Genomic DNA, 24,749 nt, shown 5'->3' on the forward strand with positions numbered 1-24,749 from the left:
GCACGGCCGCCGGTTCAGGCGGGATGGAATATCCCCCGCGTGATGGCCGACAGGCAGTCGGCGACGGCATCATCCCTGTCCTGCTTGGCCGCCCAGGACCGTATGTCGGACGCGGAATTTATCGTCGACATGATGATGTGGCTCGCAAGGAGGGGGTTGACGTTTTTCGCCGCGCCCTCCCGCACCGAATCGACGAGCAGGCCCGAAAAGAGAAGCGTCGTCCTCTGGGCATGCTCATAGGGAATCTGGCGGACGCTGTCAGGCAGGGCCTGGAACGCGGTGGTGCGCAGAAGCGGATAGTCTTCCCCGAACTGATATTTCATCGCCTGCGCGATGACCGAAATCAGCGTTTCCCAGGCGTCCAGTCCGGCTTTCCGGGCCTGTTCGCGGAGATCCCTCAGCCGCTGGTAGCTGTTGCGGAAGCATTGCAGGATCAGTTCGTCCTTCGTCGGCAGGTGATGGTAGAAGCTGCCCTTGGTAAGGTTGAGTTCGGCGGCGATCCGGTCGATCGACGTCCCCCTATAGCCGACTTCGTTCATCAGGCGCGTGGCGGTTCTGAGAAACTGGGAATAGCTGTCGCCCGCCGCAACCGCTTCGCCGGTGCCGAGAGCGGCGGGAAGCGCGCGCGAAGGGCGCGTCGCAATTCCGCCGTCCAGAATATCGAATAGCTGCCGGCGCACTGTGTCGAAGTCGCCCACATCATATTGTTTCAGCCATATCGCCGACCAGAAGACCACCTCATTCAACATCTGGGTGCGCGCCGTCAGCCTGAGTTTCCGGGCGGCGGTGTCCGCCGGGCCGAAAAAGGCGCGGACGCCGCGAAATACGGCCTGATATTGCTGCATCAGCGCGGCGCGGGCCTCGCCTTCCAACGCTCGCATTTCCGACAATATGGCGAGGGGACGGGTCTTCCCCTGCATCGCCGCCGCATAATGGTCGAAGTGGATGCGCAGATATTGGTCGACCCTTGCCCGCGGCGTGTCCGCCTTTCCCGCCTGTTCCACCATTTCCTTCAGGCGCTGAAGGCTGTCCTCGAAAACCGCGCGGACAAGCTGTTCCTTGTACCGGAAATAATAGGTGACCGCCGTCGTCTTGAGGCCCAACTGCTCCGCCACTTCCTGCAGCGTCATGCCGGCGATGCCCCGCTGGTTGAGGAGCATGGTGGCCGCGTCCAGAATCTTGCCCCGCTGCCGCTCGAAACGCGAAAGCGGGGGCCCGGACGGCCCCTCCAGTGCTGCGCTGTCCGCTTTGGCGTCGGTCATCATCGCCCTATCTTCAATTTGTCGGCGGGAGTCGAGCCTTGCCCGAATTCGAATTCCAGGTCTTGCACGATTTTTCATGAATTCACGGAACCATGCCTGCATCGACCCATATTCCTGTTGGACAAACCCGATCAGGTGAGAGATTAAAAGTCGTAATTCGAATCGAGGGTATGGCTGAATGCCCTGGGATGGGAGAGGGATGGAATGGATTTCTCATTCACCGAAAGGCAGACCCGATATCGCGACGCGGTCAGGCAATTCATTGAGGGGGAGGTGCGTCCCCTGGTTCATGCCCATGAGGCGGAATTGGCGGAGGGCGACAGATGGGCGCCGCTCGACCTGATCGAGACGCTCAAGAGGAAGGCGCAGGCGGCGGGCCTCTGGAACCTGTTTCTGCCCCCTTCGAACGGGCATGCCCATGTCGACGACAGCTTCCTTTTTTCGGGCGAGCGGCTGACCAATCTGGAATATGCGCTGTGCGCCGAGGAAATGGGCCGGATCCATTGGGCGTCGGAGGTCTTCAACTGCTCCGCCCCGGACACCGGCAATATGGAGGTGCTGCATAAATATGGCACGCGCGCGCAGAAGGACCGCTGGCTGAAACCGCTGATGGACGGCGCGATCCGTTCCGCCTTCCTGATGACCGAGCCTGAGGTGGCCTCCTCCGACGCCACCAACATACGCACCTCGATCGACCGCGACGGGGACGATTATGTCGTCAACGGGCGGAAATGGTGGTCATCGGGCGCCGGAGACCCGCGCTGCAAGATCGCCATATTGATGGGAAAGACCGATCCCGCCGCGGCGCGCCACGAGCAGCAGAGCATGCTGCTGCTGCCCCTCGACACCCCGGGCGTGACGATCAGGCGCAATCTTTCGGTGTTCGGCTATGACGATGCGCCGCATGGGCATTCGGAAATCCTGCTGGACAATGTCCGCGTGCCGGCCGGCAATCTGCTTCTGGGCGAGGGACGCGGTTTCGAAATCGCGCAGGGCCGGCTGGGGCCTGGACGCATCCATCATTGCATGCGCACGATCGGCGCGGCGGAAGAGGCGCTGGACATGATGTCCCGGCGCCTGCTTTCGCGATCCGCCTTCGGCAAGGCCATTGCCGAACATTCGGTGTGGGAGGAACGGGTGGCGAATGCGCGCATAGAGATCGAAATGACGCGCCTGCTCTGCCTGAAGGCGGCCGACATGATGGACAAGGCGGGCAACAAGGCCGCAAGGAACGAAATCGCGATGATCAAGGTGCAGGCGCCCGCCATGGCGCTGCGCATCGTCGACGACGCGATCCAGGCCCATGGCGCGGCGGGCGTTTCGCCGGATTTCGAACTCGCCCGGATGTGGGCGGGCCTGCGCACCATGCGCATCGTCGACGGCCCTGACGAAGTGCATCGCCGCGCGATCGCGCGGGCCGAATTCAGCCGCCATCGGGACCGGCGGTGAGCGACCTCGACGAAGCGTCGCTGGCGCGCTGGATGGCGCGCGCCGTGCCGGATTTCCAGGGTCTTGGACGGATCGGGAAATTTCCCGGCGGCCAGTCCAACCCGACTTACAGGATCGAGGCCGGCGAAAGGACTTATGTTCTGCGACGCCAGCCATTCGGGGACTTGCTGCCCTCGGCCCATGCGGTCGACCGGGAATATCGGCTGATCTCCGCTTTGCATCCCGCGGGCTTTCCGGTGCCCAGGCCCGTGGCCCTGTGCGAGGACAGGAACGTCGCGGGCGCACTGTTCTACATGATGGAGATGGTCGACGGGCGCAGCATCTGGAACGGGGCCTTGCCTGAGATCGGGAAGGGGGAAAGGCGCGCCTTTTACGAGGCGATGATCGATGCGCTGGCGCGGCTTCATTCGCTGGACCATGAAAAAATCGGCCTGGGCGGCTTCGGGCGCGCCGGCAATTATTTCGAACGCCAGGTGGGGCGTTGGACGAAGCAATATCGCGCGGCGCAGACGGACCATATCCCGGAGATGGAGAAGCTGATCGAATGGCTGCCGCGCACGGTGCCCCGGCAGACGCGCAACTCGATCATCCATGGCGATTTTCGCATCGACAATCTGATCTTCGCGAAGGACCGGCCAAAGGTTCTGGCGGTGATAGACTGGGAACTGGCGACCATCGGCGATCCCCTGGCCGATTTCGCCTATCTGGCGATGAACTGGATCATGCCGGCCGATGGCCGTTCCTGGCTGGGCGGGCTGGACCTGGAGGGGGAGGGGCTGATGACCCTGGACCAGGCCATGGATCGATATTGCGATGCGGCCGGTTGCGGTCCGTTGCCCGATCTGTCCTGGCATTTCGCCTATAATCTGTTCCGCATGGCCGGCATATTGCAAGGCGTGAAGAAGCGCATGGCGGACGGCAATGCGTCGAGCAGCGACGCGGAGGTCATGGTGGCGAAGATCGAGCCTCTGGCAAGCGAGGCATGGAGACGGGCCTGCATGGCGCGCGCACTGGACCCGACCGTCAGTTCGTGAACGGCTGGAAGTCCAAAAGGGAGAAGGGCATGGATTTGTTCGACCTGAGCGGCAAGACCGCGATCATCACCGGCTCGTCCCGCGGCATCGGGCGCGCCATTGCGGAAGCATTTGCGGAGGCGGGCGCCAATGTGGTGATTTCCAGCCGCAAGCAGCAGGCCTGCGAGGAGGTGGCGGCCGCCATCAACGCGCGGTGCGGGGCTGAGCGCGCCGTCGCCATCGCCGCCAGCATATCCGACAAGGCGGCGCTGCACGCCATGGTAGAGCAGACGCGCGAACATTTCGGGCAAATCGACGTCCTGGTCTGCAACGCCGCGTCCAACCCCTATTACGGCCCGATGTCGGGCATCACGGACGAACAGTTCCGCAAGATCTTCGACAATAACGTGCTGGCCAACCATTGGCTGATCGGCGCGGTCGCGCCGCAGATGCAGCAGCGCAAGGACGGATCGATCATCATCATATCGTCCATAGGCGGCCTGATCGGATCGGATGTGATCGGCGCCTATAATGTCTCCAAGGCGGCGGATTTCCAGCTCGTCCGCAACCTCGCCGTCGAATTCGGGCCGCATAATGTGCGCGTCAACGCCATCGCGCCCGGCGTCATCCGCACGGATTTTGCCCGCGCCTTGTGGGAAGACCCGAAGGCCGAAGCCGAATTGCGGCGCGTGACCCCGCTCGGTCGTATCGGGGAGCCGGAGAACATCGCCGGCACGGCCGTTTTCCTGGCGTCGAAAGCGGCCGAATATGTGACGGGCCAGGCGATCGTCGTCGACGGCGGCACGACCATAAAGGGCGCGCTGTGACCGGCCGCTTCCATGGCAAGAGCGTCGTCGTGACGGGCGCGGGTTCGGGCATCGGCCGGGCAACCGCGCGCCTGTTCGCAGGGGAGGGCGCGCGCGTCATCGCCTTCGACCTGTTCGAAGGCGTCGAGGAAACGGCCGCCGGCCAGGAACGCATCGTCGCCATGCGGGGCGATGCCGGGTCCGCCGGCGATGTGCAGGCGCTGATCGCGGCGGCGGTCCGCGATCTGGGCGGCGTCGACATCATCGCCGCCAATGCCGGCATCAGCGGCGGCCTGGCCGGCCTGTTCGAGCAGACGGCGGAGGACTGGGCGAAAATCCTGGAGGTGAACCTGATCGGGCCCTTTCTGGCGATCCGGCACGGCGCGGAGGCGATGATCAACGCTGGGCGACCGGGCAGCATCATCTGCACGGCGTCGGTGGCGGGGCTGCGCGCCGGCGCGGGCGGGCCGGCCTATTCCGCGTCCAAGGCGGGCGTCATCAATCTGGTGCAGACCGCCGCGCAGCAACTCACCGGGACGGGGATACGCGTCAACGCCGTATGTCCCGGCCTTGTCGAAACGGGCATGACGCAGTCGCTCTACGACGCCGCCCGCGCAAAGGGGCGGGAGGAGATGATCGGGCAGCTCAATCCCACGCAGCGCGGCGGGGAGCCGGGCGAACTGGCGGAAGCCATCGCCTTCCTGGCATCCGACCAGGCGAGCTACATCAATGGTCATGCGCTTGTCGTCGACGGCGGACTGTCCACGTCCCACCCCTTCGCCAAGCCCCGCAGGCTGGGCGTGACGACATTCTGACGAAAGCGGTTCGGGCGTCCGCATTGCCGATGCCTGTTCAACGCTTCCTCCCTCCGCGGCGATCGGGGCGGGCGGCGGGACATGAGTCGTTGCGGCTCGCGCCCCCGGATCGATCCGACGCCGGATGGGCGACGGTCATTTGAACACGGGCAAATGAATGTTTCAGAAGGATAAATAGCGGAAGGGCGAACTTGGCCCATTATTTCGATCTGCTGTTATCAAAGCAAATACCGGCGGATCGGAACAATTCCGTCCATGATCTATTGGCCCGCTTCACCTGATGCATAGGTCCATTTGCATCGGGCATTTCCATCGGTTCGTCGCAGTATGCGCTCCTATTGCCTACGCAACTGATGGAATGCACCGGATTGTTCATGTAGCAGAAAGGTCGGCATCAACAGGCAGAATGTCCATGGCGTTCATCCGTGACGTCATGAGGCATATTCTGGGAAGGCAAATGGAGGGGGTTCTGACAGCCGAATACGCCATCACGCGACCGGCAGTCGGACGAAAAGCTGCGATCATGCAGGCCCGACTGACCGATTTTGGAGGAGTAACGTGATGAGTGTGGTTTCCAACAGCCCGAAATATCTCTTCGTTCTTGCCCTGCTTGCCGGCGCTTCGTCGGCCAGCGTGGCTGCGCAGACGCAGGAGGCGCCGGCCGCCGACGTTTCGGCGACCGCCTATCTGCCGGCCGAAAAGACCGCAGGCCCTGAAATCAAGGGCATCATTTCCGCGCGCAGCGGCGACAAGATGCAGGTCACGGCCGCCGACGGCGCCAAGTCCGTCATCGCCATCAACGACGCCACGAAGATCAGCGCCAGCAAGGGCCTTTTCGGCCTCAATCGCAGCAGGCTCGCCGCGACCTCGCTGCTGAACGGCCTGCCGGTCACGGTCAAGACGCTGCAATCGGGCGAGGGCCTGGTGGCGAGCCAGATCAATCTCCAGAACAAGGATCTGAAGACCGCATCGATGATCCACAACGGCACCGCCCAGGGCTTTGAGGAGCAGACTGCGGCGACGGCGGCGCTGCGCGGTCGCATGGGCGAGATCGACCAATATAATGTGAAGAGCACGACCAACGTGAATTTCGACACCGGCAAGGCCGTGCTGTCGGCCCAGGCGAAGAACGACCTCTGCGCCACGGCGGCCACTGCCGAGGGGATGAGCAACGCCCTGTTGCTGGTCGTCGGCTACACCGATTCCACCGGAGACGATGAATTCAACCAGGAGCTTAGCGAGAAGCGGGCCGGCCGCGTCGTCAATTATCTTCAGCAGGCCTGCGGCTGGAAGCCCTATCGCATGCTGACCCCGACCGGCATGGCCGAGGCGGACCCCGTCGCGAGCAACGACACCATCGAGGGCAAGGCGCAAAATCGCCGCGTCGCGGTGAACATCCTGGTCAGCAAGGGCCTGGACGGGCTGTAAGGGGCGAGGGGGGAGGGAGTTTCCCTACCGCCCGGCCCGTCGCGGTTTCCTGACCGGGCGATTTGAAGCGGCAGTATGACCATTTAGGGTACGGAAAGGCCAGGCCATAGGAACGGCCCGATCCGCCATCCCGATCAATCGTCGCAATATTCCCATCGCCCGGCGTTGCAAGCCGCGACGGCGCGACGCCATTCGGCCATACTGCGCGCATATTCGTCGCGGGCGTCGGCATAGCTTTCCCGCTGGCCCTGCGCCTGGCGGTAGTTCTGCATAATCCTGGCGTCGCGTTGACGGACATAGGCTAGCTGCTGCTGGTTCATCCGCTTGATGGTCGCGCGGTCCCGCGCGCGCGCGGCGGCGCTGCGCATGGTCGGATCATTGGGGTCGTCCGCATGCGCCGGCACGGGCAGCAGAGCCAAGCCGATTGCAAGCGCCAATGCACAGAACCCCGTTTTCATGAATGCGCCCCTTTTTCTATCCTCCCTTTTCTTTGCCTGGCGGCAGGCGAAAGGCAATCGATTTGCGACAAATGGTGAACCTCCCCGGCGCGGAAATTGTCCGAAGGGCGTCCCCCCTTGAATGAAGAGTGGAACAAGAGTTGAGAGCCGATTGTTTCCCTCGTCTCTTGAGGAGGAGGACGGAGATGGCTGAAGTTCATAGAGATCGTTATACGGATGACCGCGTCGTCGTTCACAAGCATCGCAGCGGCCGGACCATTGCGATACTATTGATCGTCATTCTGGCGATTGCCGGAATATTGTTCGCGACCGGCTTCTGGAAAGCGGATGTCTCCGGCGGCGACGTCCCCGAAGTCAGCGTGAAGGGCGGCGAACTGCCGAAGGTCGACGTCGATTCCAAGGCAGTGGTCGTCGGCAGCAAGAAGGAAACCATCGACGTGCCGACGGTCGGCGTCAAGGACAATGGCGAAGAATAAGGCCGGTCCTGAAATTCCGTGAGGATCGATCCTTGCCGGCGAAACGACCGGCTCATCCAGGCCGCGAAAGCCCTGTCCCGCAAGGGGCAGGGCATTTTCTTTGCCAACCACAATTGCCTGTTCGTCATCGCCTTGCAATAAGACCGATAATATATCTTATGTTAAATCAGTGCCAGCATCGCACAAGCGAGTGGCGGCTCACGCACCGAAGTCTGGCGTCATAAGCCGAAGGCGCACCGAAAAGCTGCTCGGGCTGCCGAAACCCGACAGGTTGGCAACCAGCTGGGTTTCGTGCCTGCACAAAGATGGGCTAAATGCGGGACCAATGGAATCGAGCGAGGGAACTTGCATGATCACCGCCAAGCACATCCCTTGGGAGCCGATCGGCACTTTGCCGGAAGACCGGAAAGACGGCCGTCGCTTGCTGCTCTGGGAGGTTGACCTCCCTGTGATCGGGCGATGGGATAGCGACCGTGAGGGCTGGGAAAATCCCGAAAGCATGCATATCCTGGAAGAAGTCATCTACTGGGCCGACATCACCCCACCCGTGTGATGAGTGGATAGGAAGGGGTTACTTATCGGTATCCGCAGTTCGACTGATTCAATAGTGCGCCAGCGTCCGGCCGATGCCGATCCGTCTGAACGGCGGCTTGGTCTTAAAGATATCGATGAGATCGAAAGCGCCGAGCGCGAAAGCCGCGATGTCGTTGCCGGCCTTCAGGACGATGAGCTCGCCGGCATTGTGTCTCTTCGCGATCATGCTGTTGTTGGGATGAGAGGTGCTGTCTCCCGCGGCGGCTCCGCTTCGAGCCAAGAGAAAATCTGGCTAAGATCGTGGTCCGTTTAGGCAGCGATCGTCACCATCGGTGGTGCCTCTCCCTTGGTCATGGCGCGGCCCCGCCCGCGGGATCTGCTGGAAGCGGGATCACATTGGCCTCGCCGAACAAAGCTGTCACCTTCGCCATCGCGAGCTCGCTTAGAATCTGGGTGAACAACAGCGCCAATCGGCGCTTCGGTCTGGAGCACGCGACGTAGAACAGGTTGCGATTGCTCTCGAAGGATTCGACCTTGTCTGCCGGGGGGCCTGGGTCGAGCCGTTCCAGCATCTGCGCGAAATTATACTTGTTCCAGCCACGGCCGACGATGACGAGCACGTTCTCGAACTCCGCACCCTTCACGCCGTGCTTGGTGGCGAAGGGCGTGTGACCATCGATGAACGCATCCACCGCCATCAGCTCGGTGTAGGCGACGTCCCGTAGCCTTCGCAGCTGGGCGATCCTCCGAGACTCGCCTTCGACCGGTTCGGGTCCGGCGTCGGCCAAGCGTTGCTCGCGGTCCAGCACCGCCTCGGGCAGATGCATGTGAGCCTGGCCTTTGATGAGGTCGATGACGGCGCCGATCGTGCCGGTCGCTCGCAATTGGATAAGCTGTTCGAGAGACTGCGTCCATGCGACCTTGTCGTGATGCCGACGGATGCACGGCCTGCCGGCGCCTAGGCTCTCAAACATCTCGCCATAGCGCTTCGCCTGAAAGGCCGCGCATGCTGGCTCGAGCTGGTCGGCCAGAAATTTGATGTGGGGGTCTTCTTTCTTGAGCCAGGCATCGTTGAACTGGCCATAAATGCTCTGGATGGTCGGATAGCCCTGTTCCTTCGCCAGCACGCTGTGGCTGAGCATCAGGATCTTGGTGCGTTCGACGGCAAAGTCCCAGCCCTCATCCGACAATCGCTGCTTCAGGTGATCGAGATAGGCGCGTGCCGCCTCGGGGCTCGTGTCGCCAGTCCAGTGACCACCGCCCTGGCCCGTTCGGCGCTGGCCCGGCCATGCATTCGTGTGAAAGATTCGAGCCTCACCCGGCGCATCCGGGTCGCTGGGGATCTGTTCGAGATCGGGTCGCATGCGATTGAGCACCGCGACGATGGGTTCGGCGGATCGGAAATTGGCGTTTTTGTCGATCACCTCGAGTGCTGCGTGCTCGACCGCACCGCATCCCTCACCGTAGATCTTCTGCCAATGGTCGCCGAACAGGCCAATGATAGGCCCCGTACCCGTACCTAGGAAATGCTGCTTTAGAGCCTCTACGAAGCCCGCATCGGTGTCCTGATATTCGTCAATCAGCAGCACGGGATAGCGCTTCGCTAGCACTAAGCGAAACTTGGGCCGTGCCAGCAGCTCCGTCATCAGCGTCAGCACGTCTTCGTGCTTCAATGACACCTCGTCTGGCGTCACCCGGGGATAGCCGAGGTCGTAATTGACCTTCCTCGCGCCTAGCCCCCCCACCCCGGCATCGGCGAGACGTTCTCCCCATCCCGGCAAGTCAGGCACGATCGCGCGGAGCTGGGGCTGAAAGTCCTGCAATACTGACCAACAAAATCCGTGAATGGTCTCCGGCCGAACCGCCGGGTGGGCCTGAACGCGCGCGATAATCTCATCCTTCGCCACGTTCGTGAACGTGATGCAACCAATCTGTTGGCGCTTACGCACAAGTTCCGTACCGCGAAGTTCGATCAGGCGGCGCAGCGCCTTTTCTAGGGAATATGTCTTGCCTGCGCCCGCGCCTGCCTCGAGCCGGAAGCTTTGTCCGGCATCGAAGCACGCATAGACACGCTCAAGTGCAAGGCGGCCGGCCGCGTCGGCGGCGGTCTCTTCGTCAGCCATCGACCTGGGCCCCATCAGCCGCGTCAATCACTTCGGCGACCAACTCGGCGGCGATCGCGTCTGGCCCGAGGGTCGGCGCTGGATTGCCTTGGGCAAGCCACCGCAACCCTTCGCCGATGTAGCGCGGCGTCCGCCACTCGGTGTTTACGATCGCATGTTCAAGCGCAAAGCTGGACTTTTTCTGTTCGGCCGCATGCTCATAGGCGAGCGTCGCCTGGTCGCCCTCGCCGAGATCGAAGAGTTCTGGATTGGCGAGGATGAAGGCATCCTCAAAGCTGCGAGCACATGGACCGCCATCCTGCTCGGGGATCTGATAGGCGAGCCGTCGTCCGCCGTCGGTCTTCTCCTCGGTCGACTTGTCGAGCAGCTGGGCTGGGCTCACGTCGGGCTCGTACCAGCTTTTGATACAGGCATTGCTGGTGAATGTGCCCTCGGCCACACGAACCGCCACGCGCTTGTTCTTGGCCCCGGGCGCAACGGAATCGATATCGGTGATGATCAGCGTGCGCAACTCGAGGAACGCCAGCAGGCCGAAGAAGCGATGGGCGTAGGCGCCGCCGACCTCCATGACAGTGAGGTACTGACTGCTTAGTTGCGGCTCGCCTTGCGCGGCAGCGTCGGTCTTGCGGATCATCGCCGGAAGGAGAAGGCGTTCAGCGGTTCCTTCGATCAGCACCGCCTTGTCCGCAAAGAAAAGGTCGCAGCGGGATAGCGTGAGATATTGATGAAGAAAATTGCGATCCTCTTCCGGCGCGCCGCCCATACCCTGCCGGAGATCCTTCACAACTGAGCGCCGGAGGCCCGGGCCGTCGGTAACCGACAGAAAATAGCGGAGGCTCTCGAAGCGGGCTTCGTTCGCCATGTGGGGCGAGTGGGTGGTGACGACGAACTGGACCGGCCACGGACGGTCGGCGTTCAATTGGGCGACGAACGCGTTGGCGATGTACTCCAGCTGGCGTATGAACACCTCCTGCATCTGGGGATGCAGATGCGCCTCGGGCTCCTCGATAAAGATTAGATGCACGCCGGCCGCTGTTGGCGTTCCCTGGAACTCGCGGAAGAAGCGCAGGAGCTGTAGTAGCATGTAAACGAGGTTGCGCGCGCCGAGGCCATTGTAGGTTTCGGGCAGGGTTACGCCGTTCACGCCCCGGTAGCGCAGGCGCGTGTGGTTGCTGAGCAGCTTGTCGACGTCGAAGCTGGTCTCTGTCACCAATCCCGGGTCTACAAGGCCAGGATATCCAAACAGGTCGAACGTGGGCAGCAGTGAGGTCAGCTTGGCGTTAAAACCGATATGCAGATCGCCCTGGATCTGATCGACCGCCTCCTTGAGCTGCTCGGCGGTGCTGCGTCGCGTTGGATCCAGTTCGTCCGTCAATGCCGATTGGAAGAGCACCTCGACCACCTTGCCGAGCACGTCGCGCTCGCGGAATGTATCGTCATCCAGCCCGCGCTGGGCATTGATGAAGCCGCCGCCGACGAGCGCGGACAGGATCTTTGGTTCCAGTGTCTTCCGGTTGGTCGGGTCGTTCGGATCGACCGCTTCCAGCGATCCGGCATAGGCCGAGGCAATGCGATTTCCGAGTTCGCGGTAGAGCCGGGCGCGGTCCGCCTCCGGATCTTCGAGCGGCTCCGTTAAATCAACGAACAACGCCTGTAGCGCATTGGCCTTCGGCGCGAACCGGAACTCCAGCCGGGCCTCGTGGCAATCGGGATTCAAGTCGATGATGCACTCGCTAAGCGGCCCAAGATCGGCCGCATCGACGTCATAGCCGATATCGAGCACGAGCTTGATTGCTGGCAACTGTCCGAGCGTCTCGGACGAATCTTGCTGCGCGCGGAAAGACACAAGCGATGTCCAAAAGCATTCGTGACACCCGAGCGAAAAATCTTCGAGGCGGAAACTCAGGGCGCGATCGGACAGCAAGCGCCGGAACAGCTCGGCGATCGACGTCTTGCCGCTGTTGTTGCGGCCAACGATGAGCGTCGTCTGTTCTTCGAAACCGATCTCCACGTCGCGGAGGAGCCTGAAGTTTTCAATCTTAGCTCGGTTGATGCGCATTTTCCCCCCTATTTTGGCGCTATATAACCCGGGCGATGAACCCTAGCGTCAGCGCGCCCGACGCCATCGGCTTGGGCGCCGATCACCTGGACGTCCGCACGGCGGAACCAAGGATCGGTCCCGAAGATGATCATGGCGCTGTCCTCTAGCCGCATCGCGTCAAGCGAGCTCGCACTTCGAGTGGAGGTCGTCACCGACAACGGACTTGGCAATCTCGACAAGGTGGGGATGGTGCGTGAAGAACAGGACCTGCGTGGAACAGGCCACCTCGGCGAGCACCCTGAACCCCGCTTCGGCGCGCTCGTCGTCGAAGTTCACGAACAAGTCATCGGCGAGAAACGGCAGGTTGACCCCAGCCTTCACCGATTGCTCCAGCGCCGCCAGCCTAAGGGCGAGGAAGAGCTGGTCGGTGGTGCCCTCGCTCATGGCGCCCACCTCCACCATTGTGCGTCGATCGTCCCTCAGGCCCAGCAGCCGCGGGACGCTTCCGTCGGCGTCCACTCGTAGCGCGGCATAGCGGCCGGCGGTCAGAATCGAGAACAAATCGCCGGCGCGCAACAGCAACGGATCTTGATGTCTTTCGCGGTATTTCTCGATCGCCCACTTCAACGTCAGCGCCTGAGCACGCTTCAGGATGTACTGTTCGGCAAGGACTTCAAGCTCGGCCTTCGCCTGTTCCGCGTCCGATGCCGCGTCCACCGCGGCTGTCCCGCCCGCGTCGAGGGCGGTGAAAGCAGATCTGGCGTGGCCATGCGCCGTAGCCGCTGCGGCCACCTCGTCGTTCAATTCCCCCAACCGTGCATCCAGCGACGAGACGTGGCTCGCGATTTGGTCAGGATTAGAAGCGGCGACTGCGGCGACGAGTTCGTCCAGCGTGAAGCCGTCCCCTTCCTCGACGATCCTGCGTTCTATGGCGGCCCGCTCCACCGTCAGCCGGCGCTTCGCGCGCGACCGTTCGATCGCTTCCGATAATTCCGCGCGATCCGTCGATTTGGTTTCAGCGAGCGCGGGGGCCAGCGCCGCGTCGGCCGTGGCGAGCTTCGCCGAAGCCTCCTCGAACTGATCCGCGCGGCGGCGCGCTTCCTCATCCAGCGAATCGATCAGCGTGGCGGCCGACCTGGCCGCCGTGAGGCAATTCCTTAGAGCGCCAAGCCGCGTCGCCGTGTCGCCCGCGGGAACGTTGGAGCCATCGGACAACTTCTCTACCCGCTCCATGTGATTGCTGGCGTCCCTGCGGATCGTCTCGACCCTCCTGCGCAGGTCTGCCTCTGCCGCGATGGCGCCACGAAGATCATCGAGTAGTTCCAGAACCGCACCGCAAGTGACGATGTCCAGCTGCAGACCGGCTTCGTCCATTACTTCTCGCCAGGAGGTGACGTTCGACGCGTCCTCATCGTCGAGGCGCTGGTGCCGCCGGTCGAGGGCGGAGGCCTCCGCGGCGATCTGGTCCAACTGTTCTGCGGCAAGACGGCGCTGTTGCGTAAAATCCTCGTATTCAGCCCGCTTCCGCTCGGCTGCCGCGAGTACCGGCGTTAACGGTCCGCCGGCGTCCGCAACCTCCAACGCCTGCGCCAGCGCGGCCCGGCACCGGTCACGCCGTCCGACAATGGAAGCGAGATCGGCCCGCAACGTCAAGCCATCGCGATGGGCCTCGACCGCCGCGTCCCGCGCCGACCGCCAGGTTAGGAAACGGGTGGGCTCGAGGGCTGGCAGGCCGGCCGCGGTCAATCGCGCCGCCCATGCCTCCGCTGCTTCTCCATAACGCTTGCGGGCATCTTCAATCCGGCCCTGCGCTTGTTTGGCCTGAAGATCGTGCGACGCCTTGGACCGCTCGAGCACGGAGAGGCGGCTCGACTCCTCGGCCAGCGAAAAACGGAGGACCATCTTCTCGTCCACACGGGACACGCTTGTCTCGTAGTCGGCTACGGCCGCTTCTGGAGACCCGAGTGGGGTCCCCGCAAGGACATTCTCACGGATGGGTTGCCAGCAGTCCTGGCGGCTCAAACGGACCGATGCGATCTCGTCCTCGGACACGACGGTGCCGGTCGCGAGTTGGCCAATCTCCAGCGCAACCTTCTCGGCCTCTTCGGTCCAGTGCCGGAGCTGCTCCTCTTCACGGCGAACTTGGCCGAGAATTTCGGCCAGTTCGCTACGTGCGGACTCGATCTCCTCGTCGCCCACCTCGGGTAGCACCAGCAGCTCGTCGATTCCGCCCGTCCACGGCGAAAGGCGGGTGAGCAGGGCGGGCAGCGACGATGCCAACGCTTCGACCCTAAGGCCGGCTCCTTCGCAACGAGCGTCGGCATCCGATCCGAGCGCGCGTGCGGCGTCGACCGCATCAATGAGCGCCTCGGAAGCCGCGGCGGCCGATGCACCATCGAGCCGGTCCTGCGCGCGCTTCCTTCGGTCGTCGAGATCGTTCCGGCTCTCGGCGATCTGCCTTCTCGCGGCGGCGTTCTCGCCGTGAGTCCGGGAGAGGTCGCGCAACTTTGCCGCCAAAGCGCGTGAAGGTGTGGCGTCCGCGTTGGGTCCCGCTTCGGCCCTCAAACGGCGAGTCAGCGCCTCCGCGACGACGAGCTCCGCCTCGCGCCGGACTAGATCCTGCGCGGCCTTCGCGACGGAGCCCCCGTCCGCGATGAGCTGGTCGATCTCGTCCGCCTTTTCCAAAAGGGTCGGATCGGCCTCGATTTTGTCCCGACGGTTTTCCGCGTCAGCCTTTAGCTGCTCTGCGGTCGACCTCTGGCGCTGGGCCTCCTCGGCCTCGCGGATCACGCGTTCCGCCTCGTCCTCGCGTTGCACACTGAGATCAACGATGGTTTCGTAGCCGAGCAGGGTCTCGGTCTGCTCGTCGCGCAGCCGTACGAGCGGGGCGAGCCGCCTTACGCGGTCTGCAGCCCTCAGCTCCGTTTGGACCACGTCGCGGGCGTCTCGAGCCAGATTGAGTGCGGCCTGTGCCTCCAGCATCGCGTTCCGTGCGTCAGACCAGGACTTGGGCTTGAGAGCTGCGTCTCGGATCGTCTTGGTGGCTTCGGCGAGCTGGCGGTGCGCGAAGGTAAAGCTGCGTCGCTGGGACGTCGTAGGCGCCCAGATGGCATCGGCCTCGCCTTCGAGCTTCTTGAGCTCGTCGGCGACGCCGGTGAGGCCAGAACCCGCGGCGAACAACGTGCGGCCGAGGTCGTTCTTGGCTTCTACCATTGCCTTGCCTCCCGAGCGCAGGGCATCCTGGTCGAGACTGAAGGAGAGGCTGAAGGTTTCGCGGGTCTGCCCTTTCAGCATCGAGGCAAGGGGAGCCTCGTCGATCGCTGCGTCATTCGTGTCAAGCAGCGTGCCGGCCGTACCCTTTTTCCGGCGGCACGCGAACGTCCGACTACCGTCCTCCAGTACCGCACCGACCCTGAGGAGGATGTAATCGAACATGAAGTTGTACGGCGACCGCTGGGGGAATCCGAAAAGGAGGTCTGACACCGCCGCCAGCGAGGTCGTCTTGCCGGCTTCGTTCGCCCCATAGATGATGTGGAGGTCGGGGTCGCCGGACCGAAAGTTTAGCTCGCAGTCCGCGAAGCGGCCGTAACGTTCGAGGGAAAGGCGGGAGAAACGCATTGTCAGGCTTCCGGCGTCAGGCGCGACCGCAACGCCGTTGATGCGGTGCCGAGGATTCCTGCCCAGTCGCCCTGTGCCGCTAACAGACGCAATTCACCGTCCTCCGACTCACCGAGCGCGCTCTTCGCCAGAACCATGAAGCGCTCCAGATCCGCCTCAATCGCCGCCGCTAGTCCGAGGTCCGAGGAGCCCTCGCCGATCAATTCATCGAGATCCTCGCCGAGCACGGCGTGTTGTTCCGTGGTCGGCTCCGACACCAGTACCTTCACCTTCTCGACATGAAGGTCTGGCGAGATCGACGTGGCGATGGCGCGCACGTCGTCCCGAATGGCCCCAGCCTTGTCGATGAGCGCGCCTGCGCCTGCGAGCTCGCCCCTCAGGCTCACGCGGACGATCATTGGCCGACCGGAGCCATCGGCGCCGTGGATGCGCGTCAGTTCGGCGCGGATCAGGTCCGGGAGGCCGCCCGGCGATGAGCCGGCGCAATCGATGTCGAGGCGGATCCAGCGCACAACGTCCAGATCGATGCGATCAATGGACGAAACCTCGCCATCCACCACCGTCACGATGACTGCACCCTTTGCGCCCGCCTCGCGTATAGTGCGGCCCTGCACGTTGCCTGGAAAGACGACATAGGGGTTGTCGTTGACGATTTCGAACTCGTGCACATGGCCGAGTGCCCAGTAGTCGTAGCCCTTCCCGCGTAAATCTTCGACGCCACAGGGCGCGTATTTGGCGTGCCCCGGCCGCCCCGCCAAGGCGGTGTGGAGTACGCCGATGTTGAACGAGTTCGCTTCTGCGGCCGGATAGGAGAGGACGAGGTTGTCGGTGACGGCCGGCGTGGAAAAGCTCTGGCCGTGCAGCGCCACAGCGAGGTTCGGCAGCCTGTGGGTTTCGGGACGCCTCGGTCCGAATTGGCGAACGTTTGGCGGCCAAGTCAACGTCCGCGAGATCGCCGAGGCGGCGTCGTGGTTGCCGGCAATAATGAACGCTGGAATGCCGGCCTGATCGAGACGGCCCATGGCCCGGGCAAAGTAGAGTCCCGTCCCCATATCGCGCCAGTCGCCATCGAATAGATCGCCGGCGATGACGACAAAGTCCACCGCCTCGTCGATCGCGCATTGGATGAGGTTGTCAAACGCGGATCGCGTGGCCGACCGGATCTCCTCGACGGGAAGTCCATCGTACCGCGATAGGCCATGCAATGGACTGTCCAAATGGATGTCCGCAGCATGCAGGAAGCGGAAACTCGACACGGTGATGTTCCCCCCTGGCAGTCAGTGCCTACCGTTTATGAAGATAAGAGCGGCAAATGGAGACGTTGGCCATTTGCCGAAGCGCAGCTTCTCAGGCCGCATAGCGGCCGTCCTCAAGCTTTCGTACCATCCCCATTCCTGCAAGCGCATCAAGCACTGGCGCGACTGTAGAGGCGCGTTTCCCTTTGAATGCACGGGCAACATCTTTGGGCGCCAATGGTTTGGCGGACCGCGCCACGACGCTTGCGACGGCAACCACTTGTTCTGGAAGGGCGCTTGGCCAATCCCGCTCCACCTTCTTTGCCTTGGTGCCTCTGCGAAGTTGCAGGACGACTTGGGCCGGCTTCTTTCGGAGGGATTTCGCCTGGAAAGAGGGCCGAACCCACCGGATCTGCCCCGCACGCTCCTCCTCGGCTCGCTCGTCATTCAAAGCAACAAGCCTGACCAGCATTTCCTCATGTTCCAAGTCGCGCGGCCAACCGTATGCTTCAGCGACAGCCTCATCTATCTGTTGGTGATAATGGCGGATGAGCGAGACTTCGCCGCGTTCGGCGATGGACCGGTATTTGGGATCAAGAACTCCACCCTTGGCATCTCGCATACGGGCGAGCGTGGTATAAAGTGCTGTCAGGGTCAGATCCGAATGGCGCGCTAGAACCTTCCGGCGCAACCTGTCCAATTTGCGCGCTGCAATCCGAATCCTCTGCTCCAGTTCCGGCACGCTCGGCGGAAAGGGAAACGGATCAAAACAGGTTTCATTTTGATAACGCGGATCGTCGCCCGACCCCATCCGCCCGCCCGCACGAAGCGCCCACACGGTGTGCGCTGTGCTCGAGACCACGCCGAGAACATAGGGGTCGTCGGACGCAATCGCTATAACTGAGCCATCCACGAGACGGCCCGCACTGGGAATAAACTTGAAGAACCTCTCCGTAGCTGTTTCGCTGGTGACGATGTAGCGCCGGAGACCGCTGATGGCTGCACGAAGCCTCGGTCGAGGTTCTGCGAAGCGCCACCAATTGAGGCGGTACTGCTCCCTGTCGTTTTCATCGCGCTCTGGCTTCACATGATCGAACAGGTAGCGGTGCACGCCAGGGAAGCGATCATGCAACTCGTCCTCAGTCTCGATGTCGAAGAAGTCGAGAGCGTAAGTGTTACTTTGAGACTCAGTCACATCCGTGCCGGCCACAACCAGCGGCATTCGTTCCGGCGGCACGCCATCGGCGATGAAGCGGGCTCGCTGCTCGGTATTGATTTTGAATCCGTCACCGGACATTTTCACACCCATACGACAGATGTTGCCGTTGGCTCTGAGTGAGGTGGCGCCGGCGACGTTAGCGCCGGTAGTCAGATCGATGTTAATCGGCGCAACTTGCTCCTCAAACTCGAGCAGTGTTTCACCTTTTTTGCGCTTCTCCAGTGAAACGCTCGACAGCCGTCCTGCGCCTTGTCCGGCAGCAGCCGCAGTCATCGCGATCCGCACCGCAGCGGTTGTTTCCTGATCGTGCCACGGATGGTTCGGAATCGCGAAGGTCAGGTAGAGTTTGCCACCGCGCTCAGGATCGAGATAGCGGCTAAGCACCGAGCGATTACTCGATTGGGCAATAGTCTTCGTCGTGATGAGACCAAATCCTCGAACAGAGCCATTCGCTACCTGCTCGGCACTTCGTGCCCACCAATAGGTCACGAAATCGATCTCGCCAGAAAGGTCGCCGTACACGCTCCGGAGCGTATCGACGTAGGGCGACCCGAGGCGCTTGCGCATTCGGCGGCATCCGATGAAGGGCGGGTTCCCGATGATGAAGTCTGCCTCCGGCCAGACTTGCCGCCGCGGATTGACGTACCGATATACCGTTAGCCGACCGGAGTGATCGGGAACGGGTCGCCCGGTCACTGGATGCGGCTTCATCGACGTACCATCCCAGATCGTCTTTGGCTCGCCGTTCTCCATCTCAGGAAGCTTCTCGTCCCAATCAAGCAGGGCATCGGCTGGGATGATCGTTCTGACATCACGCAAAACGGGGGGCTCGGGCATCCGATCTTCTCCGTTCACACGAAAATGCCATTGAAGATAGCCAATCCAGAGCACGAGTTGAGCGATCTGTGCAGCCCGAGGATTGATTTCGAGGCCATGGAAGTTGGCAGGAGTAATCGTGTGGCTGCCGAGCTCAAGAAGATAGCGCTCATCGCCGAGTGCTTCGAGCAATTCGAGCACCTCTCCTTCCAACTCCTTAAGTCGCGCAAGCGCGACATAAAGGAAATTGCCCGTTCCGCAGGCCGGGTCTAGAATGACGATGTTTGCGAGCTTGGTGTGAAAGCGTTCGACCTCAAGACGCGCGGTCTCCTTGTCGCCTGCTTCCGCAGCCAAGGTTGCTGCGGTTCGCGCACCTTCCCAATCAGCGCGCAGGGGTTCCATTACGGTGGGGCCGACCAGTCGCTCTACATAGGCGCGCGGAGTGAAATGCGCGCCAAGCTTGGCGCGTTCTTTGGCATTCAGCGCACGCTCAAGCAAGGTTCCGAAAATTGCTGGCTCGACCTGGCGCCAGTCCGATGCCGCTGCGTCGATGAGGACGTTGATCTCACGCTGATCAAGCGCCAGCGCACTGGCATCCTTAAAGAGGTATCCATTGAACTGACGCACAACCTCCCCTGCCTCACCAAGGCCAAACGCAAGGCCACCGGTATCCATCGCCTCCCATAGCTGACTGAGTTGGGGGGCCAGGAGTTCGGGGCGATCGCGGACTTTTTTCAAGAGCGCGCTGAAACTCGCCTTCGGAATAAGACCAGTGTCCTCCGCGAACATGGTAAAGAGGAGACGCATAAGGAAGGCCGCCACGCGATCCGGGTCCTGCTCTCGAGCTTCGATACCCTGGGCTAGAACAGCCAGATGATCCGCAATTTTTCGCGTAACCCGTGCCGCCTCGGCCGAGGGGTCGAGCGACATTGGCATGGTCCAAATTGCCGCCAGGCGCTCCCGGACTGTCTTGTCGCGCAGTTCATCGAGGGTAATTCGATACCGACGACGGTCGGGAAATGGCGCATAGCCTTTCCCGTTGCGTTGAAAGTCCGCATAGACGTCGATGCAATATCCAACGTCGCTGACCAGCAGGAAAGGTGGCCAGCCATGTGAGCGGGGCAAATTCTTAGCGTAGCCCTCCGCTTGACTTGCAGCTCGCTGCATAGCGCCGGTCCATGCAGCGGTGTCTCGACGAGCCATGCCGCGCTTGAAGCGGTCCTCCGCAGTCTGGCCAAAGAAGTCGCGAAGCGAGTAACCTTGACCAGCGTCGACTGCCGCCAGGTCGGCACTGCTACCTTGCTTAGCCTCTAAGATGAAACTGCCACGCTTATAGCAATCAATCCAGCCGTTGGATGTAGCGCCATCAATCTCGGTTTTGATGACATGACGTTCGAAGACGTAATCATTCTGCGCTGTGTCACTTAGCGTTGGCCGCGGGGCCTCTACGCCGAGCAGTTGACACAGATCGGTTAGAAACAATTGTGTGTTGGCTCGCTCGTTGCCACCTGCGGGTGCCCACTTCGCAATAAAATCTTCGACGTCCACAGGCCCCCCTTGCTCTGAGTCTTTTGGGGCTCAGGACGATGAGGATCAAGCTATTCCGTGCGAGCGGTTTCAGTCGCGCCTATCGACTGCGAGATCGCTGGATAGGTGGGTGAACCTTAGACGATTCCTGTCGGCCGGACGCGACTTTGACAGGCCCCCGTTCCCGTGTATCCCTGACCGTGGCAGGACGAATTTGATGACCCTGTTCGACGTGGTTTCGCAGTTTCGTGGTCGCGACCTTCATAACACGCGAGATCGCTTCGGGATTGTCGAACAATGCGGTTCGCACGACCGCCTCGATCACTCGCAACTGACTTTGCGCGGCTCGCTCGTTTCTGTCTCCGGGCGCCTCAGGTCGGGATCGCGTCGGTCGCTCGCGAGCCTGTGACTGACCTCGGCCGGACTCCAGGCTGATTGATGGAACGGCAGCCGGCGCAATACTGTTGCGGCTCTTGTCTCGCCGTAGCCGATCCAATTCTTGTAGGTCGCGTTCGTTCGGCCGATATCCTCGTACTTCCAATCCTTGGCGACTGGCCTCGAGCCATGCTGCCCGGCGGAAGGCTTCGCTGCCAGTAAGATGAACATTCGACCATCCGCGATGCCGGGCGATGGCGACGAGATCACGCACGACCTCCTCACTCTCGCTCGAGGTGACAAGACGCCGCCCTTGGTCCCGAAATGCAGGCTCTTTTGCCTGCGCCGTCGTGAAGTAGGCCGGTTCGCCCGACCATTTGCCGGTCGACGAAAAGTAGCGCTTTCGCAGGGGCTCCGGTATGTCGCCGGCAGAAATTGATCGGGGCTCGACCCCTGCCCCCTCCTTGCCTTTGTTAGGGGTGCCGGGATCCTTGGGAATGTCGTCCCGCGTGTCTTTCCCAGAACGCGGTGCGGACTGACCTTCACCGATTGAAATGGCATTGGCGCGCTTCCTGGCGCCCCGCGAATTCTCGGACTTCTCAGCGGACATGGGCTGTCCTTTCCTGGATAATGGATGTGGATGGCTGCCCGACCGATGGCAAAAGTGCCCGCTCGACCATCGCCGACACGAACGCGATCGCGGCGGCCTCGTCGCCCGGGGGCGGCAGTTCGGCCAGGTCGCCCAGAACCAGCATGTCATCCGTGATCTTGGCCGCACCTGCCAGCTCGGCGTCGGTCATTTCCCGCATCACAATTTCCTCCTGTATGGTCTCGCCCGAGCTTGTCGCCGGCTGCTGTGGGGCGCCGCTCAGACCGGGTGTACCAGCGCCCTGCCGCGCTGAAGCCGGCGTAGGTGGGGAAAGCATTGCCGCGATTGGACGGGCGGACGGCACAGGCGGAGCAACCACCCGCCGAGTGAAGCGCGGCATCCGGTAATAGGCGATCTTGCGCCCTCGAATTGGGGGGATGCCGGCGCGAAGGAGCAGGAGCTCGTTCTTCGGCAGCTGCATGAGCTCTTGCGGCAGCAGGAGCGCGCGGCGCTGATCAGATTCCGAGATGCTCCGGTTCGCCAGTAGCCCGTGGATGGTACGGCTGCGGGATTTCACGTTCATCGTGAAAAAGCCGAGCCGTTCGGAAAGTTCGTTCGCGACCTTCAGCTCCTTAGGCGTGAAGACAACCTCGAGGCCGCAATTGGCGATGATCTCGTCGGTGACATCGGGACCGTAGATTGCGCGAAGCTGGGATCGGCTCTGAATGACCGGAACCAGGCGCAGGCCATAGCCGGCGACGTAGGAGAAGCCGCTCGCAATCACCGAGGCTTTGCCGAGCCTGGCGAACTCGTCGAGCAGGACCAGGACCGGGACATTGCTAGCGCCCTCAGGAAGGTCGCGGGTGTTGAGATCCACGAGTTGCTGCAGGAACAGACTGTAGATCGGCGCGATGCGGTCGATATTGTCAGGCGACACGCCAAGGTAAATCGACATGCGCCGACGCCGCACCTCGCGCAGGTCGAAGTCGCTCTCCGAGGTGGCGGTATCCACCATGGGGTTGAGCCAGAGATTGAGCCGTGCGGTGATGGTCTGCTTGATCCCGGAAAAGGTGTTGTCCGAGGCCGAGGTGAAATCTTGGATCGCGGACACGCAAGCTTGGCTGAGGCGCTGGCCCACCCTGCGAGCTTCCTGAAGCGCTGCGGGAAGGTCGCTCTTGGGATCCCCGCTCGTGAGGCGGCGGTATATCTCGCCGATGGTGAAGGGCAGGCCCGGGTTGGATGCGACCAGGGCGCCGACGCCGACAAAGGCCGCTCGCGCGGCCTCCGCCCAGAAGGGATCGGATCGCTCGGGCGCGGGGAACAGCATGCCCGCGATCTTCTGCAGCTCGTTGATGACTTCGGTGTCATCAGTCCGCCTGATGTGCGCCAGGGGGTTGTACCGCGCCGTCCGCCCCTCCGCGTCGAGCGGATCGAACAGATGCACTGCTTGGCCGGCCCGTGCCCGATAGCCGGCGCTTGCGCCCCAGTTCTCCCGCTTCACGTCGAGCACGATCACCGAATCTGGCCAGGTCAGCAGATTGGGAATGACGACGCCCACGCCCTTGCCCGCTCGCGTGGGCGCCTCGAGCAGAACATGCTCGCTCCCGCCGAATATCAGGAAACGTCCAGCCTTGCGGCCGACAACGATGCCGGCAGCGTCGCGAAGGCCCTCCCGCCGGATCTCGCCTTCGCGCGCAAACCGGGCGGTGCCGTGCAATGCTGGCCCGCGGCGCAGAATCCCGATTGCGAGGAGCCCGACCACAACAGCGCCCGCCAGAGCCCCGCGCTTTAGCCAAAGAATAAGCAGCGGGTCCGCCCGATAGTACCACAACCATGCGGGCAAGGCCGTGATGTCGGTGTTCGGGCCGATCTGGCCCATCCCAAAGAGGGCAACTGGCACGGCGATGGCGCAGCACAATAAGGTGCCGCCGGCAACGGACAGGCCGATGATCCAGAAGTTACGCTGCACCGGCATCGCCCACCTTCGGGTGGAAGTAGACCTCTTCGACCTCAAAGCGACCGCCATGGCGCCGGGTCTGGACGACCACATCGATGAGCATTCGCAAAAGTCCGCGGATATCATCGCGCGCGAGATCGCGGCCGCCCTCGGATTCCTTGACGAGCAATGTCAGCTGCTCGAAGGCGCCCGCCGCAGAGCCAGCATGGACGGTGGTGATCGACCCAGGGTGCCCCGAGTTGACGTTGCGCAGGTAGAAGAAGGCGGTGCCGTCGCGCAGCTCCTGCAGCAGGATCCGGTCCGGGCGCATGCGCAGCGCGCTCTCGAGCAGCTGCTTGGGACCGACCTTCGCACGGCCCTGCCCTTCGCCCGAATAGACCATGTGAACGACATTGCGATGGGGCACGATGAGTTCGCGCGTGTCCTCGATCGTAAGCAGCCGCTCGTCGGGCGGGATGAGCTGGATAAGCGCTTTCGCCAAGGTCGTCTTGCCGGACCCGGTCGCCCCGCTGACCAGGATATTCTTGCGCGCGGCGACCGCGACCTTGAAAAAGGCTGGCCAGTCGCCCGCGTCGCGAAGTGCCACCAACTCGGCGTCGGTTTCGGTAAGGTCCCGGGCGCTCGCGCGCGTCGTGTCAAAGAGGCCAGCGCGTGCGAGCTGGTCGATCGGCAGGGTTACGGTCGAGGGCTTGCGTATCGTAAAGGACGGGCAGCCGCTCGGCGTCACCGACGGGATCACGATCTGGCAGCGCTCGCCGCCTGGGAGGACGGTCGAACAGATCGGCGTCTGCCCATCGATGTCCTGGTGCGTGAAGCTTGCCGCGGCGACGGCGAGCGTTCCAAGCCACTCGCTGTCCAGTTCAGGCAACTCATGCCATCGCCACCCCTGCCGGTCCTCGATCCCCGCCTCGCCCGGGCGGTTGATGACGAGCTCGGTTACATCATCCGGCTCCAGCAACGGAAGAAGCGGTTCGAGATAATGGCGGAGGACGGCGGTATCGCGCATGG

Annotated in this window: 18 protein-coding genes and 1 pseudogene; 8 read left to right on the forward strand and 11 right to left on the reverse strand. The window is 62.5% G+C overall.

Annotated elements, in window-relative coordinates; genetic code table 11:
* Window positions 1-14: 14 nt before the first annotated feature.
* Entirely contained in the window at window positions 15-1,265 is a 1,251-nt protein-coding gene (locus tag SIDU_RS12200; RefSeq protein WP_007683441.1) for a TetR/AcrR family transcriptional regulator, read from the reverse strand.
* Between the two features lie 201 nt (window positions 1,266-1,466).
* Between SIDU_RS12200 and SIDU_RS12205 the strand changes: the two genes are divergently transcribed.
* From SIDU_RS12205 to SIDU_RS12225, 5 genes are all read left to right on the forward strand, one after another.
* Window positions 1,467-2,711 (forward strand): acyl-CoA dehydrogenase family protein, encoded by a 1,245-nt coding sequence (locus SIDU_RS12205; protein ID WP_007683439.1) that lies wholly within the window; start codon window positions 1,467-1,469, stop codon window positions 2,709-2,711.
* Complete coding sequence (locus tag SIDU_RS12210; RefSeq protein WP_007683437.1) at window positions 2,708-3,745, forward strand: phosphotransferase family protein; 1,038 nt, start codon at window positions 2,708-2,710, stop codon at window positions 3,743-3,745. The genes SIDU_RS12205 and SIDU_RS12210 overlap by 4 nt, the downstream gene beginning before the upstream one ends.
* 29 nt (window positions 3,746-3,774) lie before the next feature.
* Window positions 3,775-4,551 (forward strand): SDR family oxidoreductase, encoded by a 777-nt coding sequence (locus SIDU_RS12215; RefSeq protein WP_007683436.1) that lies wholly within the window; start codon window positions 3,775-3,777, stop codon window positions 4,549-4,551.
* Complete coding sequence (locus SIDU_RS12220) at window positions 4,548-5,345, forward strand: SDR family NAD(P)-dependent oxidoreductase (protein ID WP_007683434.1); 798 nt, start codon at window positions 4,548-4,550, stop codon at window positions 5,343-5,345. Before SIDU_RS12215 ends, SIDU_RS12220 begins: the two co-directional genes overlap by 4 nt.
* A 561-nt stretch (window positions 5,346-5,906) precedes the next feature.
* On the forward strand, window positions 5,907-6,773 hold the full coding sequence (locus tag SIDU_RS12225) for an OmpA family protein (protein ID WP_007683431.1): 867 nt from the start codon (window positions 5,907-5,909) through the stop codon (window positions 6,771-6,773).
* Window positions 6,774-6,907: 134 nt separating this feature from the next.
* On the opposite strand, the gene SIDU_RS12230 is transcribed toward SIDU_RS12225, so the two are convergent.
* Window positions 6,908-7,231, reverse strand: coding sequence for a hypothetical protein (locus tag SIDU_RS12230; RefSeq protein ID WP_025772245.1), 324 nt, complete (start codon window positions 7,229-7,231; stop codon window positions 6,908-6,910).
* 185 nt (window positions 7,232-7,416) lie between these two features.
* On the opposite strand from SIDU_RS12230, the gene SIDU_RS12235 reads away from it, so the two are divergent.
* Window positions 7,417-7,707 carry a hypothetical protein gene (locus SIDU_RS12235; RefSeq protein ID WP_007683429.1) on the forward strand — a complete coding sequence of 97 codons (291 nt, stop codon included), beginning with the start codon at window positions 7,417-7,419 and terminating at the stop codon, window positions 7,705-7,707.
* Between the two features lie 349 nt (window positions 7,708-8,056).
* Window positions 8,057-8,260, forward strand: a complete 204-nt coding sequence (locus SIDU_RS12240) for a hypothetical protein (protein WP_007683427.1) — start codon at window positions 8,057-8,059, stop codon at window positions 8,258-8,260.
* Between the two features lie 48 nt (window positions 8,261-8,308).
* Here the strand turns inward: SIDU_RS12240 and SIDU_RS19665 are convergent, their stop codons facing one another.
* The 6 genes from SIDU_RS19665 to SIDU_RS12265 all read right to left on the reverse strand — a co-directional run bounded on the left by SIDU_RS19665 (window position 8,309) and on the right by SIDU_RS12265 (window position 20,841).
* Window positions 8,309-8,521, reverse strand: coding sequence for a hypothetical protein (locus tag SIDU_RS19665; RefSeq protein WP_129965683.1), 213 nt, complete (start codon window positions 8,519-8,521; stop codon window positions 8,309-8,311).
* A 70-nt stretch (window positions 8,522-8,591) separates the two neighbouring features.
* Complete coding sequence (locus tag SIDU_RS12245) at window positions 8,592-10,364, reverse strand: UvrD-helicase domain-containing protein (RefSeq protein ID WP_014072624.1); 1,773 nt, start codon at window positions 10,362-10,364, stop codon at window positions 8,592-8,594.
* Window positions 10,357-12,423 (reverse strand): ATP-dependent nuclease, encoded by a 2,067-nt coding sequence (locus SIDU_RS12250; RefSeq protein ID WP_007683423.1) that lies wholly within the window; start codon window positions 12,421-12,423, stop codon window positions 10,357-10,359. The genes SIDU_RS12245 and SIDU_RS12250 overlap by 8 nt, the downstream gene beginning before the upstream one ends.
* 159 nt (window positions 12,424-12,582) lie before the next feature.
* Complete coding sequence (locus SIDU_RS12255) at window positions 12,583-16,023, reverse strand: ATP-binding protein (RefSeq protein WP_007683421.1); 3,441 nt, start codon at window positions 16,021-16,023, stop codon at window positions 12,583-12,585.
* Window positions 16,024-16,025: 2 nt separating this feature from the next.
* The gene (locus SIDU_RS12260; RefSeq protein WP_007683419.1) at window positions 16,026-17,279 is read right to left on the reverse strand and encodes a metallophosphoesterase family protein; all 1,254 of its coding nucleotides are present in this window, start codon (window positions 17,277-17,279) and stop codon (window positions 16,026-16,028) included.
* Between the two features lie 91 nt (window positions 17,280-17,370).
* Window positions 17,371-20,841 carry a class I SAM-dependent DNA methyltransferase gene (locus SIDU_RS12265; protein WP_007683417.1) on the reverse strand — a complete coding sequence of 1,157 codons (3,471 nt, stop codon included), beginning with the start codon at window positions 20,839-20,841 and terminating at the stop codon, window positions 17,371-17,373.
* A gap of 196 nt (window positions 20,842-21,037) precedes the next feature.
* Here SIDU_RS12265 and SIDU_RS20045 point away from each other — a divergent pair, with 196 nt between their 5' ends.
* Entirely contained in the window at window positions 21,038-21,229 is a 192-nt protein-coding gene (locus tag SIDU_RS20045) for a hypothetical protein (RefSeq protein WP_156405541.1), read from the forward strand.
* Between the two features lie 132 nt (window positions 21,230-21,361).
* Here SIDU_RS20045 and SIDU_RS20050 read toward each other — a convergent pair.
* The 3 genes and pseudogenes from SIDU_RS20050 to virB11 form a co-directional block, all read right to left on the reverse strand.
* Window positions 21,362-21,805 (reverse strand): annotated as a pseudogene (locus SIDU_RS20050) (LPD7 domain-containing protein); the annotation flags it as partial.
* Complete coding sequence (locus tag SIDU_RS12275; protein WP_007683415.1) at window positions 21,795-23,759, reverse strand: type IV secretory system conjugative DNA transfer family protein; 1,965 nt, start codon at window positions 23,757-23,759, stop codon at window positions 21,795-21,797. The gene SIDU_RS12275 and the pseudogene SIDU_RS20050, both read right to left, overlap by 11 nt.
* Window positions 23,743-24,747: a P-type DNA transfer ATPase VirB11 gene (virB11, locus tag SIDU_RS12280; protein ID WP_007683413.1), complete on the reverse strand. Its 1,005-nt coding sequence runs from the start codon at window positions 24,745-24,747 to the stop codon at window positions 23,743-23,745. The genes SIDU_RS12275 and virB11 overlap by 17 nt, the downstream gene beginning before the upstream one ends.
* Window positions 24,748-24,749 lie beyond the last annotated feature (2 nt).

The sequence above is a fragment of the Sphingobium indicum B90A genome (assembly GCF_000264945.2).
GTDB lineage: Bacteria > Pseudomonadota > Alphaproteobacteria > Sphingomonadales > Sphingomonadaceae > Sphingobium > Sphingobium indicum.

Excerpts from the sequence above, each read along its gene's own strand:
- SIDU_RS12200 (WP_007683441.1), bottom strand. The coding sequence starts at position 1,265 with ATGATGACCGACGCCAAAGCGGACAGCGCAGCACTGGAGGGGCCGTCC.
- SIDU_RS12205 (WP_007683439.1), top strand. The coding sequence starts at position 1,467 with ATGGATTTCTCATTCACCGAAAGGCAGACCCGATATCGCGACGCGGTC.
- SIDU_RS12215 (WP_007683436.1), top strand. The coding sequence starts at position 3,775 with ATGGATTTGTTCGACCTGAGCGGCAAGACCGCGATCATCACCGGCTCG.
- SIDU_RS12225 (WP_007683431.1), top strand. The coding sequence starts at position 5,907 with ATGAGTGTGGTTTCCAACAGCCCGAAATATCTCTTCGTTCTTGCCCTG.
- SIDU_RS12230 (WP_025772245.1), bottom strand. The coding sequence starts at position 7,231 with ATGAAAACGGGGTTCTGTGCATTGGCGCTTGCAATCGGCTTGGCTCTG.
- SIDU_RS12235 (WP_007683429.1), top strand. The coding sequence starts at position 7,417 with ATGGCTGAAGTTCATAGAGATCGTTATACGGATGACCGCGTCGTCGTT.
- SIDU_RS12240 (WP_007683427.1), top strand. The coding sequence starts at position 8,057 with ATGATCACCGCCAAGCACATCCCTTGGGAGCCGATCGGCACTTTGCCG.
- SIDU_RS12245 (WP_014072624.1), bottom strand. The coding sequence starts at position 10,364 with ATGGCTGACGAAGAGACCGCCGCCGACGCGGCCGGCCGCCTTGCACTT.
- SIDU_RS12250 (WP_007683423.1), bottom strand. The coding sequence starts at position 12,423 with ATGCGCATCAACCGAGCTAAGATTGAAAACTTCAGGCTCCTCCGCGAC.
- SIDU_RS12255 (WP_007683421.1), bottom strand. The coding sequence starts at position 16,023 with ATGCGTTTCTCCCGCCTTTCCCTCGAACGTTACGGCCGCTTCGCGGAC.
- SIDU_RS20045 (WP_156405541.1), top strand. The coding sequence starts at position 21,038 with ATGACCCTGTTCGACGTGGTTTCGCAGTTTCGTGGTCGCGACCTTCAT.
- SIDU_RS12275 (WP_007683415.1), bottom strand. The coding sequence starts at position 23,759 with ATGCCGGTGCAGCGTAACTTCTGGATCATCGGCCTGTCCGTTGCCGGC.
- virB11 (WP_007683413.1), bottom strand. The coding sequence starts at position 24,747 with ATGCGCGATACCGCCGTCCTCCGCCATTATCTCGAACCGCTTCTTCCG.